The organism is Ruegeria lacuscaerulensis, from assembly GCF_013033355.1.
GTDB lineage: Bacteria > Pseudomonadota > Alphaproteobacteria > Rhodobacterales > Rhodobacteraceae > Ruegeria > Ruegeria lacuscaerulensis_A.
Genome location: NZ_WQDY01000001.1, coordinates 312417 through 326036, shown reverse-complemented (window position 1 = coordinate 326036; position 13620 = coordinate 312417). Strand labels below are relative to the sequence as shown.

At 55.7% G+C, this 13620-nt stretch carries 12 protein-coding genes; 8 read left to right on the top strand and 4 right to left on the bottom strand.

Annotation, left to right across the window (positions count from 1 at the left end; translation table 11 throughout):
* Position 1: 1 nt before the first annotated feature.
* From GOW48_RS01565 to GOW48_RS01535, 7 genes are all read left to right on the top strand, one after another.
* Positions 2-955, top strand: coding sequence for a tyrosine recombinase (locus GOW48_RS01565; RefSeq protein WP_170750842.1), 954 nt, complete (start codon positions 2-4; stop codon positions 953-955).
* Positions 956-1018: 63 nt separating this feature from the next.
* Positions 1019-2326, top strand: a complete 1308-nt coding sequence (locus GOW48_RS01560) for an HlyC/CorC family transporter (protein WP_170352984.1) — start codon at positions 1019-1021, stop codon at positions 2324-2326.
* A gap of 91 nt (positions 2327-2417) precedes the next feature.
* Positions 2418-4835: a GcvT family protein gene (locus GOW48_RS01555; protein ID WP_170750840.1), complete on the top strand. Its 2418-nt coding sequence runs from the start codon at positions 2418-2420 to the stop codon at positions 4833-4835.
* A gap of 31 nt (positions 4836-4866) precedes the next feature.
* Complete coding sequence (locus tag GOW48_RS01550; protein ID WP_170750838.1) at positions 4867-5460, top strand: nucleotidyltransferase family protein; 594 nt, start codon at positions 4867-4869, stop codon at positions 5458-5460.
* A gap of 758 nt (positions 5461-6218) precedes the next feature.
* Complete coding sequence (locus GOW48_RS01545) at positions 6219-7655, top strand: Do family serine endopeptidase (protein WP_170750836.1); 1437 nt, start codon at positions 6219-6221, stop codon at positions 7653-7655.
* Between the two features lie 182 nt (positions 7656-7837).
* Complete coding sequence (locus GOW48_RS01540) at positions 7838-8518, top strand: response regulator transcription factor (protein WP_170352976.1); 681 nt, start codon at positions 7838-7840, stop codon at positions 8516-8518.
* Between the two features lie 49 nt (positions 8519-8567).
* The gene (locus tag GOW48_RS01535; protein ID WP_234899405.1) at positions 8568-9878 is read left to right on the top strand and encodes a sensor histidine kinase; all 1311 of its coding nucleotides are present in this window, start codon (positions 8568-8570) and stop codon (positions 9876-9878) included.
* On the opposite strand, the gene GOW48_RS01530 is transcribed toward GOW48_RS01535, so the two are convergent.
* Genes GOW48_RS01530 through GOW48_RS01520 form a run of 3 tightly spaced genes read right to left on the bottom strand, consistent with a single transcriptional unit; the run spans position 9859 to position 12590 of the window.
* The gene (locus GOW48_RS01530) at positions 9859-10326 is read right to left on the bottom strand and encodes a CYTH domain-containing protein (protein ID WP_170750832.1); all 468 of its coding nucleotides are present in this window, start codon (positions 10324-10326) and stop codon (positions 9859-9861) included. The genes GOW48_RS01535 and GOW48_RS01530 overlap by 20 nt on opposite strands.
* Complete coding sequence (locus GOW48_RS01525; RefSeq protein WP_170750830.1) at positions 10323-11078, bottom strand: ParA family protein; 756 nt, start codon at positions 11076-11078, stop codon at positions 10323-10325. The genes GOW48_RS01530 and GOW48_RS01525 overlap by 4 nt, the downstream gene beginning before the upstream one ends.
* Positions 11079-11081: 3 nt before the next feature.
* Entirely contained in the window at positions 11082-12590 is a 1509-nt protein-coding gene (locus GOW48_RS01520; protein WP_170750828.1) for a CHAD domain-containing protein, read from the bottom strand.
* A gap of 140 nt (positions 12591-12730) precedes the next feature.
* On the opposite strand from GOW48_RS01520, the gene GOW48_RS01515 reads away from it, so the two are divergent.
* Entirely contained in the window at positions 12731-13078 is a 348-nt protein-coding gene (locus GOW48_RS01515; RefSeq protein ID WP_170750826.1) for a TfoX/Sxy family protein, read from the top strand.
* 53 nt (positions 13079-13131) lie between these two features.
* Here the strand turns inward: GOW48_RS01515 and ndk are convergent, their stop codons facing one another.
* Positions 13132-13554, bottom strand: coding sequence for a nucleoside-diphosphate kinase (gene ndk, locus GOW48_RS01510; RefSeq protein ID WP_170352964.1), 423 nt, complete (start codon positions 13552-13554; stop codon positions 13132-13134).
* Positions 13555-13620 lie beyond the last annotated feature (66 nt).

Sequence of the window (13620 nt, the reverse complement as noted above, 5' to 3'; positions counted from 1 at the left end):
CATGGTAGCCCCGGCCTCGCACGACCTTTGGATTTCAACCTTTCTTCAGGCGCAAGCGGCCGAGCTTGGGGCGTCACCCAATACATTGCTGGCATATGGGCGCGACCTGAAAGACTTCGCCGCGTGGCTCGAGCGTCGAAAAACCACCTTTGATCAAGCGGACCGCGACAGAATCGAACGTTATCTGATCGATTGTGACGCGCAGGGATTGTCCCAATCCACCCGCGCAAGACGGCTATCCGCGATCAAGCAGCTTTACCGTTTTGCATTCGAGGAAAGCTGGCGTGAGACCAACCCCGCCATCCAAATAAAAGGACCGGGTCGCCAAAAACGCCTACCGAAAACTCTGGACGTGCCGGAAGTTGACCGTTTGCTGCAAGCCGCGCGTGAAACTGGTCGCACCGAAACCGACCGCATCCGCAACACTTGTTTGATGGAAGTCCTTTATGCAACCGGCATGCGCGTGACCGAGTTAGTCTCGCTGCCGGTGTCTTCCGCACGAGGTGACCCACGAATGTTGTTGGTTCTGGGTAAAGGCGGGAAAGAGAGGATGGTGCCGCTGTCGTCCCCAGCCCGCGAGGCGCTGGCGCTATGGCTGAAAACGAGGGACGAGGCCGAAGATCAATTGGTGGCCGATGGCGGGCAAAGGTCGCGGTTCCTGTTTCCCTCGCGCGGCAAATCGGGTCATCTGACGAGGCACATGTTCTTTCACCTGATCAAAGAGCTTGCGGTTCAGGGCGGCGTGTCGCCAGAAAAAGTCACTCCGCACACGCTGCGTCATGCGTTTGCCACGCATCTTTTGGCAAACGGGGCCGATCTGCGATCGATCCAGACGTTACTGGGTCACGCCGATGTCGCGACCACGGAAATCTACACGCATGTATTGGACGAACGCCTTGCCGAGTTGGTGTTGGAGCATCACCCGCTTGCCAAAGAGCCGCAGGACAAAGGCTAACCCCTTGATCCGCCGGGGCCGCGCCCCCATAACGAATGAAGCAACACCAACCCACAAGGACCAATGGAACCCTCACCCTCTATGATCGACGGCGCATTCTGGTTTACCACTAGCGCTATTCTGCTTTTGCTTGTCCTGTCGGGCTTTTTCTCGGGTTCTGAAACAGCATTGACCGCCTCATCGCGCGGTAAGTTGCGGGCGCAGGCCGACAAAGGGTCTCGCGGCGCACAAAAGGCGCTGGATATCACCGACGACAACGAACGTCTCATCGGCTCGGTCCTGCTTGGCAACAACCTGGTCAACATCCTGGCGGCATCTTTGGCGACTGCTTTGTTCACCAAACTGTTCGGGGAAAGTGGCGTGGCTTTGGCGACGCTGGTGATGACCCTTCTGGTGCTGATTTTTGCCGAGGTGCTACCAAAAACCTATGCCATCACAAACGCGGAAAAAGCGGCATCTTTGGTGGCGCCCATTATCAGTGTTGTCGTCACCGTATTCTCGCCTGTTGTGGCAGCAGTACGTCTGTTGGTGCGCGGCGTTTTGCGCCTCTTCGGCGTTCGGATCGATCCCGACAGCAACATTCTGGCTGTCCGGGAAGAGATCGCCGGTGCATTGCAACTGGGACACTCGGAAGGTGTGGTCGAAAAGGAAGACCGCGACCGAATTCTTGGCGCGCTCGATCTGGGTGACCGCGCAGTTGAAGAGATCATGCTGCACCGCTCGAACATCGAGATGATTGACGCAGACGACGCGCCCGAGGCGATCCTTCAACAATGTCTGAAAAGCCCTCACACCCGCCTGCCCGTCTTTCGGGACGAACCCGAGAACATCGTAGGCGTCGTCCACGCCAAGGACCTGTTTCGTGCCATGTATGCCCACGCCGGGGATCGCGAAAGCCAGCCGAACCAGTTGGAGAGTTTCGATATCTCGAAGGTGGCCAACGATCCGTATTTCGTGCCCGAAACTACCACTCTTGACGATCAGATGCGAGAATTCCTGCGGATGCACAGCCATTTTGCGCTGGTCGTGGATGAGTATGGTTCGCTGCGCGGATTGATCACGCTCGAGGATATTCTGGAAGAGATCGTTGGTGAGATCGCGGACGAGTTTGATCTGGAAGAAGATGTCCCCGTCACGCGCACAGATGATGGTCAATACCTGGTTGAAGGCGCGATGACGATCCGTGACGTGAACCGGGCAATGGAATGGTCCCTGCCGGACGAAGAGGCAAACACCGTCGCGGGTCTTGTCATTCACGAGGCGCAGATGATCCCCATCGTAGGTCAGGTCTTTTCCTTCCACGGCTTCCGTTTCGAGGTCACCGCACGCGAGGGTAATCGGATCACCGAGCTCAAAATCCGACCGTTGTAACGAACAATCCGCGACACCTCGTGTCGGGAACGGAACAGTAAACCCGCACCCGCCCTTGCAGGTTCGGGTAAATGCGGATGGAGGCGAGGACGTGAAGACGACAACGCAAGTGGCAGTTATCGGCGGCGGCGTCGTCGGCTGTTCAGTCCTTTATCACCTGACCAAGCTGGGATGGTCCGACGTCATGCTGTTGGAGCGCTCGGAACTTACCAGCGGGTCCACGTGGCACGCGGCGGGCGGGTTTCACACGCTGAACGGCGACACCAATATGGCCGCGCTGCAGGGCTATACGATCCGCCTGTACAAAGAACTGGAAGAGATTACCGGCATGTCATGTGGCCTGCACCATGTTGGCGGGATCACTTTGGCGGACAATCAGGACCGGTTTGACATGTTGTTGGCCGAACGCGCCAAGCACCGCTTCATGGGGCTGGAAACCGAGATCGTCGGACCGGATGAAATCAGGAAAATTGCGCCAATTACCAATACGGACGGCATAATAGGCGCGCTTTATGATCCCCTGGACGGGCATCTGGACCCATCCGGCACAACTCATGCCTATGCCAAGGCTGCGCGCTTGGGTGGGGCCACGATTGAAACCCATTGCATGGTGCACGAAACCCTGCAACGGCGGGATGGCACTTGGGATGTGGTCACCGACAAGGGCATCATTCACGCGGAGCACGTGGTGAATGCAGGCGGCCTATGGGCGCGCGAGGTCGGGGCGATGGCGGGCGTTTATTTCCCGCTGCACCCGATGGAGCATCAGTATCTGGTCACCGACACGATCCCTCAGATAGAAGCTATTATTGATGCGGGCGGAGAGCATCCGCATGTGATGGACCCAGCCGGAGAAAGCTATTTGCGGCAGGAAGGGCGCGGGCTTTGCATCGGGTTTTATGAACAACCCTGCAAGCCTTGGGCCGTGAATGGAACGCCTTGGGAGTTCGGGCATGAATTACTGCCCGACGACTATGACAAGATCACCGATAGTATCGAGTTCGCCTATCGCCGCTTCCCGGTCCTGGCCGAAGCCGGGGTGAAGTCGGTAATCCACGGGCCTTTCACCTTTGCGCCGGACGGGAACCCTCTGGTCGGCCCCGTCCCCGGGTTGCGCAACTACTGGTCTGCCTGTGGTGTAATGGCGGGTTTCAGCCAGGGCGGTGGCGTGGGTTTGACGCTGGCGCAATGGATGATCGAAGGCGAGCCCGAGCGCGATGTCTTTGCAATGGACGTGGCCCGGTTCGGCGACTGGATCAGCCCCGGCTATACTCGCCCCAAGGTGATCGAGAACTATCAGAAACGCTTTAGCGTTTCCTACCCGAACGAGGAACTGCCCGCCGCGCGCCCCAATCGAACCACGCCGATGTATGACATCTTCACCGATCTGGGTGCGGTCTGGGGTCAGCAATACGGGCTGGAGGTTCCAAACTATTTCGCCCAGGATGGTGAGCCCGAATACGAAACACCTTCGTTCCGCCGGTCTGACGCATTTGCGGCCACTGGACGCGAGGTGCATGCGGTGCGCAATGCAGTGGGTATCAACGAGGTCCACAACTTCGGCAAATACCGTATCACCGGCCCTGATGCGCGAACATGGCTTAATCGGATCATGGCCGGGCGTATCCCGCAGCCTGGTCGCCTGTCACTGACGCCGATGCTGTCACCCAAAGGCAAGCTGATCGGGGATTTCACCGTATCGTGCCTGGATGAGACCGAGTTTCGCCTGACCGCGTCTTATGGCGCGCAAGCATTTCATATGCGGTGGTTCCTGCAGCATCAGGAAGGCGATGTTCACATCGAAAACATCAGCGATCGCCTGAACGGGTTTCAGATTGCTGGCCCCAAGGCCACGGAAGTTCTAGCGGCGTGTACCCGAGACGACCTCTCGGACCTGCGTTTCATGGATGTCCGCCGAGTGACCTTCGGCATGACTGACTGTATCGTGCAACGTGTAAGCTACACCGGAGATCTGGGTTACGAGATCTACTGCGATCCGATGGCGCAGCGGCAGCTTTGGTGGACGCTCTGGCAAGCCGGAGAGCCGCTCGGCATGACCCCTTTCGGTATGCGGGCCATGATGAGCCTGCGTCTGGACAAGTTCTTTGGGTCGTGGATGCGAGAATATTCGCCCGACTACACCCCAGGTGAAACCGGGTTGGATCGGTTCATTTCATTCTCGAAACCTGATGATTTCATCGGACGTGCCGCCGCAGAGCTAGAGCGCTCGGAAAAACCTGCGCGCAGGTTGGCTTCCTTCATCGTTGATGCCGAAGACGCCGACGTGAATGCTTATGAACCGATTTGGCTACAGGGTGAGGTTGTGGGCTTCTGCACCTCGGGTGGGTATTCCCACCATGCGCAACAATCGGTTGCTTTGGGTTTCCTTCCTGTTGAACACATCGCGGAGGGAACAGAGGTCGAGATCGAAATTCTTGGTCAAATGCGTAAAGCCCGGATGGTGTCGACGCCTTTGTTTGATGGTGACGGAACCCGAATGCGGGGATGACATCAGCCAGCCAGAACGTCATTCTAGGCACATGAAAAAAATACCAATTATCTTGCTGGCTGCCGGTCAGTCCAAGCGCATGCGTGGACTGGACAAATTGCTGCAACCAGTGGACGGCATGACCCTGATGCGCCGATCTGCGCTAACTGCAATGGATGCCGGAGAGGTGTTCGTCGCGCTGCCCCCAAGGCCACATGATCGGTATGCCGCATTGGACGGGCTGGACCTGCACAGGATCGAGGTTGTCGATGCCGCGGAAGGGATGAATGCCAGTTTACGCCGTGCATTGGCTCAAATCCCAAACGATGTCCCGGCGGTCATGGTTTTATTGGCCGATCTGCCCGAGATCACGGCGCAGGACATAACCGCAGTCTTGTCCGCCGTGACCGATCACCCTGACCACCTGATTTGGCGCGGAGCCACAGCCTCGGGTAAGCCCGGTCATCCGGTGGTTTTTGACCAAAGTCTGTTTTCCGAGCTTAGCACCCTGTCCGGTGATGAAGGAGCCCAATCCGTTGTGCGTGCCCATTTGGACAAGGTTTTCTTGCGGCCCCTACCCGGCGAACATGCGTTACTGGATTTGGACACACCCGAGGATTGGGCAAGATGGCGCAATCAACGTTAAGTCAAAAGTAACACGGCCCGGTCTTTCCAGACCGGGCCGGTACCCAAAGCGGGACTACCACGTTTCACACGTTCCAAAAGCGCAGCCAAAAATGCCTGTAGCACCTTGGCTATTCCGCTGCCGAACCTAAACAAGACCCCCTCGTTAACATGCCGCTGAGCGCTTCTGGTAACAGTGACGAGCTTTTGGCACCCCCTAGTGCCATCAGCTTCCCCTCGCTTGGGCATGCCTATCGTCACCGATCCGCCCCGCGCAAACAACGCTAAAACGGGAATTTCGGTTAATTTTCGACATATCAGAATGGTTTTTCCGCAACATCTCTGAAATCGGCAATCTACCTAAAGATGTTTATTAACCCCCGATGAATGCAGGGAAATTCGAATATGATCAGATCTATATGAAAATTGATTTATGTTGTTCATGGTTGTTTGCGTTTAAGTGGTCTCTTCACGAGAACACCCCACAACCTAAGGGCGATCTTGGGGGATGTAAAAACCCCCTTGCATCATTTGTTATCGAATTTGTCTCAATTCTTCACTTTTCTCTTTCTAGCCCCTCATTGGGAAACAATTTGGAAGATTCGCTGGTTTGATTCGTCCCGTTTTGCACCTTCCATCCATTCAGATCGGCGAATAAGACATCCGATTTATGGCAAAATTAAGATTTCTTAACCTTTGTTAAAGGAAATGATCAGACTGGTGCCGCATCTGCTGTCTTAACGCGCGACCGCATCCGCGCGATATAAACAGGAGACCAAAATGAGCATCCGAAAATCTTCTCTTCTCATCCCGCGCACAACCAGTTGGGTTGGCGTCAGCGCCCTAAGCGCCGCGCTTCTTGCGACGACCGCCCTGCCCTCCAAAGCAGACGAAGCGCTGGCGGATCTGGTCGAGAGCGTATCGCCGTCAGTCGTGACCATTGTCGCGGAACAGAAAGCGCGCCAGATCCCGACCCAGGAACAGAACTTTGATTTTGAAGGACATCCGTTCGGTGATTTTTTCAAACGTTTCGGCGCGCCTGAAGGCTTCGATGCTCCGCAACGCGGTCCGACACAGGGTCTGGGATCGGGATTTGTACTTGATGAGGCAGGCTACATTATCACCAACCACCATGTCGTCGACAATGCCGAGTCTGTGACCGTCCGCCTAAGCGACGACCGCACGTTCGAGGCCGAAGTCATCGGGACCGACCCTTTGACGGATATCGCCGTGCTCAAAATCGACGCGGGTGAGGACCTGCAAGCCGTCGAACTGGGCGACAGCGATATTATCCGTGTGGGCGAAGATGTTGTCGCCATCGGAAACCCGTTTGGGCTCAACTCGACCGTGACTACGGGGATCGTTTCGGCCAAGGGTCGCAACATCTCGCAGGGGCCATACGCCGAATTCATCCAGACGGATGCCGCGATCAACAAGGGTAACTCGGGTGGACCCTTGTTCAACATGGATGGAGAGGTCATTGGGGTGAACTCGGCCATTTACTCGCCAACCGGCGGATCGGTGGGCTTGGGCTTTGCAGTAACGTCCAACATCGTGGACCACATCGCCTCTGATCTGCGCGATGACGGTCAGGTTAGCCGCGGCTGGTTGGGTGTTTCGATCCAGAATGTCAGCCCCGAAATCGCCGCCGCGATGGGTATCGATGCTTCAACAGGCGCGCTGGTGTCTGACGTGGTTGATGGCAGCCCGTCAGAGGGTATCCTCAAGCAAGGCGACGTTATTCTGACGTTCAACGACGAACCCGTCGAATCCAGCAGCGACCTGCCAATTCTTGTTGGAACAACCAAGGTTGGTACCGACAGCACTCTGACCGTTCTGCGTGACGGCAAGGAACAGCAGCTTGAGCTGACCGTCGGCCAGTATCAAAGCGCCTCGGCCAACATCGACACGTCTGTAGACGATGCGATCGAAGGCACCGCTCTGGGTGTGACGGTTGCCCCACTGACCGATGCCAACCGCACCGAGATGGGATTAAGCGAAAACGTCAGCGGTGTTGTGGTCACCGCGCTTGAAGCCGGTAGTCCAGCCGCCAAAGCCGGACTGCAACGTGGCGACGTGATCGTAAAACTGGGCAGTCAGAACACAACCACACCGGATGCGTTGAAGGCTGCACTGGACAGCGAAAAAACCGGCCCTGCGTTGGTTCTGATCAACCGAGCAGGCAACCAGATCTTTGTTGCGGTGGAAATCGCCTGATCTGACACCCGCGCGCGCCACGTGATGGGGAATATCTGGCGTGCGCCTCCCCGGCGGGTTGATTTGTCCGCTCTCCGCCGGGACTGCCGGGTGCGCAACGACGCACCCGGCACGTTTTTCTCCAAACACAGTGCGTGACCCGGCATTCTGTGGTTAAATTCAAAGTGAAAGGAGTTCGCATCATGAGCCGTCGCCTGTTGATCGTCGAAGATGACGCAGACACCCGCGAGTTCATCGCCAAAGGCTTTGGCGAGGAAGGCTATGTGGTCGAACAGGCCGCAGATGGCCGCGAGGGCCTGTACCATGCCACCGATGGCGGGTTCGATGCCATCGTGCTGGACAGAATGCTGCCGGGGCTGGACGGATTATCTCTGATCCGTTCCCTTCGGGCTGCCGGAATGAAAACCCCGGTGTTGATGCTCACCGCAATGAGCGCCGTGGATGAGCGGGTCAAAGGGCTGCGGTCGGGCGCAGATGACTATCTGGTAAAACCTTTTTCTTTCCAAGAGTTACATGCCCGCATTGAAGCACTTTTAAGGCGACCACAGGAATCTGAGGAAAGCGCGACACTGACCTGTCGCGATCTCGAAATGGATCTGCTGACCCGCAAAGTAACGCGCGAAGGACACGAGATCACGCTGACACCGCGCGAATTTCAGATCCTCGAATACTTCCTGCGACGCAAGAACAGGGTGGTGTCCCGCACCATGTTGCTAGAAGGTGTGTGGGATTATCATTTCGACCCGAACACCAATGTTGTAGACGTCCATATCTCAAAACTGCGGAGACAGTTGGATGAGGACGGTCGGACACCATTGATTGAAACCGTCCGCGGTGCGGGTTACATGATATCTGATGGATAACATACGGCTTTCGTTCAACAATTCCAGGACGCGCCTTGTCTTGGCCAGTATGATCCTCAGCACATTGCTGACGGCGACGGTGCTTGCGCTGGTCTATGTGACAGCAAATCGAAGCATCGAGGGCGAAACGCGGTCGGTTGTGTCTGCAGAATTGACTGGCTTGGCGGATGAGTACGAGCGTCGGGGATTGATCGGATTATTAACAGCCATTGAGCGCCGCCTGCCCTCGGCCTCAGAACGAGATGCGCTTTACCTGCTAACTGACCGATTTGGCGTGAAACTTGCTGGTAACCTGAAACAGTGGCCAGTCGATATCACCGCGGGCAGCGGTTGGGTCGAACTTGAGCTCCACCGGGCGGACAATGACCAGTTGGTACCGATTTCGGCGGCTTCGATCCGCCTTCCTGGTGGAGAACGGCTCTTGGTCGGTCGAGACGCGTTGGCGCGGCAACAATTTGACCGGGTTTTGTTACGTTCGGTTGGAATAGCGCTGGGAATTGCCCTGGCGCTGAGTGTTTTGACCGGATGGTTGTTTACCAGGTTGGTCTTTTCGCGCCTGTCCGACATTGCCAGCACCGCGGAAAACATAGTCTCTGGGGATTTGTCCCGCAGAATGCCAATGCGCGGGACCGGAGACGAGTTTGATCAGGTGGCTGGAACACTGAACACGATGCTGGACCGCATCGAGGAATTGATTAGCAATCTGCGCACGACTTCGAATTCCATTGCTCATGACCTCCGCTCCCCTCTGTCGCGTCTCAAACAAAGGGTCGAGGCGTTGTCGGACCCCGCTAAAACGGATCACGAAAGAGAAATCGATGTCGCCCGTGCATCCGTTGAAATCGACCATGTTTTGCGTGTGCTGGGTCAATTGACCGAGATTTCACGCGCCGAAGCCGGTGTCGGGCGTGAACAGTTCGAAACCGTCGATCTGCAGCAGCTTGTCGGAGATGTTGTGGAACTCTATGAACCGGTCGCCGCTGATCAGGGGTCAAATCTTGAAGTTGTGGGGTCGGTCGCTCCGATACAGGGTCACCGTCCACTGTTGTCTCAGGCGCTGTCCAACTTGCTCGAGAACGCCCTGCGATATGCTCCTGAACACACAGCGATAACTGTAACAGTCAGCGAAGATGGCCCTAACGCCATCCTTAGCGTTCGTGACCACGGCCCCGGAGTTCCACCAGAAGATCTGCCGCGCTTGCAGGTACCATTTGTCACGCTGGATCCTGCCCGTACCGAGCGTAACGCAGGGCTTGGATTGGCCCTTGTCGCCGCGATTTCACATATGCATGGCGGTGCCTTCACTGCGCGTAATTGCAACCCCGGCCTTGAGGCGACAATCAAACTGGCACGCCATTAATCGCCATTATTTTGTTCTTGTAGCGTTTATCTTCCGTGACATCCGCGCCAAACCAGTCCGGAGGCACATAGGCTAGCGCCTCGGGTTCAGAAGGGAATTCCACCTCGACCAGGCGCAACGGGGCGAGATCGCCGAAGAAGATATCCAACTCGAACACCCGACCATCTTCCATGCGGCCCGTGTACCGCTCTTTTTCGACCCGACGTCCGTCAGTTTCAGGCCAGAAGGTCTCAAATTGCTCTGCCGATATCTCTGCCTCACGTTCGATCCGTACCAATGACCCAACGCCCTTTAACGTCAGGTAGTAGCGGTCGCCTTTTTGCCGCAGGCGCAGCTCGGTGGAATCATCAGGTGCAGTCAAATAACCCTGACGCACCACTGCCCTTTCAGCCCTACTCAGATCGGGCAGTTCCGCCACCAGGAATTTACGTTCAATCTCGGCGCTCATCTTTTTGAAACCAATACATCTTCCAGTTCATCGAACAATGCCTGATAAGCTGCACAGGCTTGACTGCGCGGAGCGTAGATACTGATCGGTGCGCGGTTCTGGCCCATGCGTTCAATATCTGCGGCAAACGGAATTACGGTCTGCAAAAACCTTTTACGGTACTGTTTGCGCATGCTTTCCATCGTTTCTTGGTGCAAGGACTTGCGTTGCTGAACCATCGAAAAGAAAGCCTTTATCTTCTTTCTGGGCAACTTCTTTTGCTCAAAGAAGCCAACCAACTGATCGAAAGTTCGTTCAGACAAAGTAGTGGGTATAACGGGCACGACGATCTGATCCGCTGCCTTGAAAATGTTCTCGGACAGGGTCGAAAGGTTCGGTGGGCAATCCAGTATGATTACGTCGTAGTCGCTCCCTGCACCAACCAAGGCCTTTTTCAACCGCGAGCGCTTGTTGCGCATACGCGACAGAAACACGTCGAAGTCTCTAAAAGTCATGTTGGCAGGCAGAACATCAAGCCCGTCGAAGTCGCTGGCACGGATGGATTTTGTAAACCTCTCAACGTCTTCGAAGAACGTGGCCTCAGTCAGCTTTTTGGACGGTTTTACGCGCAGATAAAAGCTGGATGCGCCCTGCGGATCAAGATCACACAAAAGAACAGTGTTCCCGTCCTTGGCAAAAGCGTAAGCTAGGTTAACTGACGTCGCGGTCTTACCAACCCCGCCCTTGTTGCTGTAACAGGCAATGATTTTCACGCCCTAATCCTCCTTTTGGTGAAACAGGCTGCGAAACGTGTTTCTGACTTGTGGGCTATCGAAGTTCTGGAAGTTAGCAATCACACGCGCGCGCTCGACTTTTTGCCTTTGATCCAAGACCGCAATAAGGCCTCCGACTGCCATCGCCAATTGCGCATCCGCTCGGTGCTGGGTGTTTGTCCGCTGCTGGATAAAGTCAATTAACGCCTCTTGCTGAACCGCGGCGTCATTGAAAAACCCTAGGTTATCTTGCAATTTTTTCAGAGGCTTGAGGATTCTTTTGAAAGCAATTTGATCAAAGAGCGGGCCAAAAAACTCCATCAGGTAGCGTAACTTTTTGCAGTCAATCCTAAGATCATGAACCAAAGCGTCTGGTGTTTCCCCAGTGATCATGCGTGCGCGTTTACAGACTTTGCGATAACGCTTCCAAATCAACGCACAGGCGTAATCGTAAGCGCCGAGCTGCGCGTTGGGGCCGAGCTCGAAGTTGGATGCATCTGAAAACAGCTTCAAAGTCGCGCTGACGTGTTTATTGTATTTCGCCGATCGCAAACGCCTACACAACGCGGCCTGTACCTGCTTTCTCTCGTCTTCGAGCATTGTAAACATGATACCCGCACCCTCATGAAGACTTGGCGGTAACAATTTGAAATAATTATATTTCTCTAGCAGATAGACATCCAGATCCCGCACCCGTCCGGTTGGCGCCATAAGATCAGAAAACGTTCGTTTCAACTTGATGGTTTGCCGCTCGGAAAACACGCCTTTAAACAGGCTGAGAACTGACCGCACGCGCCGCAGGGATACGCGGTAGTCGTGAAGAAACTCGGTGTCGATGTTCGCAAGCAACCCCGCCTCATTCTGCCGCGCGACGGTCAGGAAGGTATGGATCAGGTCAGTCGCCACCTCGACCGAAGGCTCGGTCTTTCCCAGTCTTATTTCTGGCTTTGCCCGGTAAGGAACAGCGTCTGGAAAGAGGGTAACGCACAGAGTTTTCAGTCCAACATTCACGTCCAAATCTATGTTATTACGCAATAATTTAAATGTTCGATCATAGCCTTTCATGCGCCCAAATGTCAGAATACAGGCTTGGCCGCGCTCCGACGTCAACGTTGTCAACACCCCCCGCACCTGCGTTTTTTGCAGGTCGTCTAAGACAGATAAATCTTGGGTCGACATCACACCTGATCCGATGCGCATAAACGCTCGCAGTTTCGGAAAATCACCCAGTGCATCGCGAACGGGGCCAGCAGTAAGATCGCTTAGAAAACAGCCTTCTGCCCGACCTTTCTGCGCCAAGACCATACCGTCGCCGACCAATTTCAGTTCATCGGATATCTGGAAAAGTACGCGACCCGAGGCCCGGATTGACTGGTCGTGACAATCCAAGACATGAAAAGTCTGGTGCGAAAGCCCTTTTTCGACCGATAAAACATACCCTTTTAGGCGTGACGAAATACGCCGCGCGTCGAAGCCGCCTGCCAAAATGAAAACAGCGTCAGTATCCGTCATCGCAAACAACCCCTGCCCGATGAGACAAGACACTGTCAGGAGATGGCGATTCCGCCCCGAAATCAACCCTTTCTCACGACTGCACTGGGCTTGAAGAACTTGCCGATGACAGAGCGGGCGCATCGGGCTAAGACGAGACTATGTCTGATCCTGTTTCCTCGATCCGAAACCTTGGCCCTGCATTCGAACAAGCCTGTGCCCGCGCCGGCATCCATTCGGCACAGCAGTTGCGCGATCTGGGTGCGGATGCAGCTTATACGCGCCTGCTGCGCAATGGCTCGCGCCCACATTTCATCGGCTATTACGTGCTGGTGATGGGGCTGCAGGGGCGTCCATGGAACGACTGCAAAGGCGAGGAGAAGAAGGCGCTGCGCAAACGGTTCGATGCGATCAAGGCCGGGGTCAGTACCGCGCCTGAGATGCAGATCATCGCTGATCTGGATGTGATCGGCGTGCGGGTCTCGGCTGCGGACCTCAAACCCGAATGAAAATGGCCGCCCCCGGTGACGGGAGCGGCCCTGAATTCTACTGTGGCTAAGGTTTAGCCGACCAGTTCAATGCCCGAGAAGAAATAGGCGATTTCTACCGCTGCGGTCTCAGGTGCGTCGGAACCGTGGACAGAGTTTTCGCCAACCGATTCAGCAAACTCGGCACGGATGGTGCCGGCCGCTGCGTCTGCAGGGTTGGTTGCGCCCATGACTTCGCGGTTCTTGGCAATGGCGCCTTCGCCTTCCAGAACCTGAACAACGACCGGAGCCGACGACATGAATTCGCACAGCTCGTCATAGAACGGACGCTCGGCGTGAACTTCGTAGAACTTGCCAGCTTGCTCTTTGGTCATGTGGATGCGCTTTTGCGCAACGATGCGCAGGCCTGCGTCTTCAAACTTGGCGTTGATCTTGCCAGTCAGGTTGCGGCGGGTTGCATCGGGTTTGATGATCGAGAATGTGCGTTCCAGTGCCATATCGGCCTCTCCTTACAATGTGGCGCGTGGTGTGCGCCGAAATCCATCGCGCGCCGCCTAGCACGG

Bases quoted from the DNA above. Each gene is read 5' to 3' on its own strand.
- GOW48_RS01565 (WP_170750842.1), top strand. From the start codon at position 2: ATGGTAGCCCCGGCCTCGCACGACCTTTGGATTTCAACCTTTCTTCAG.
- GOW48_RS01560 (WP_170352984.1), top strand. From the start codon at position 1,019: ATGGAACCCTCACCCTCTATGATCGACGGCGCATTCTGGTTTACCACT.
- GOW48_RS01550 (WP_170750838.1), top strand. From the start codon at position 4,867: ATGAAAAAAATACCAATTATCTTGCTGGCTGCCGGTCAGTCCAAGCGC.
- GOW48_RS01545 (WP_170750836.1), top strand. From the start codon at position 6,219: ATGAGCATCCGAAAATCTTCTCTTCTCATCCCGCGCACAACCAGTTGG.
- GOW48_RS01540 (WP_170352976.1), top strand. From the start codon at position 7,838: ATGAGCCGTCGCCTGTTGATCGTCGAAGATGACGCAGACACCCGCGAG.
- GOW48_RS01535 (WP_234899405.1), top strand. From the start codon at position 8,568: ATGATCCTCAGCACATTGCTGACGGCGACGGTGCTTGCGCTGGTCTAT.
- GOW48_RS01530 (WP_170750832.1), bottom strand. From the start codon at position 10,326: ATGAGCGCCGAGATTGAACGTAAATTCCTGGTGGCGGAACTGCCCGAT.
- GOW48_RS01520 (WP_170750828.1), bottom strand. From the start codon at position 12,590: ATGACGGATACTGACGCTGTTTTCATTTTGGCAGGCGGCTTCGACGCG.
- GOW48_RS01515 (WP_170750826.1), top strand. From the start codon at position 12,731: ATGTCTGATCCTGTTTCCTCGATCCGAAACCTTGGCCCTGCATTCGAA.
- ndk (WP_170352964.1), bottom strand. From the start codon at position 13,554: ATGGCACTGGAACGCACATTCTCGATCATCAAACCCGATGCAACCCGC.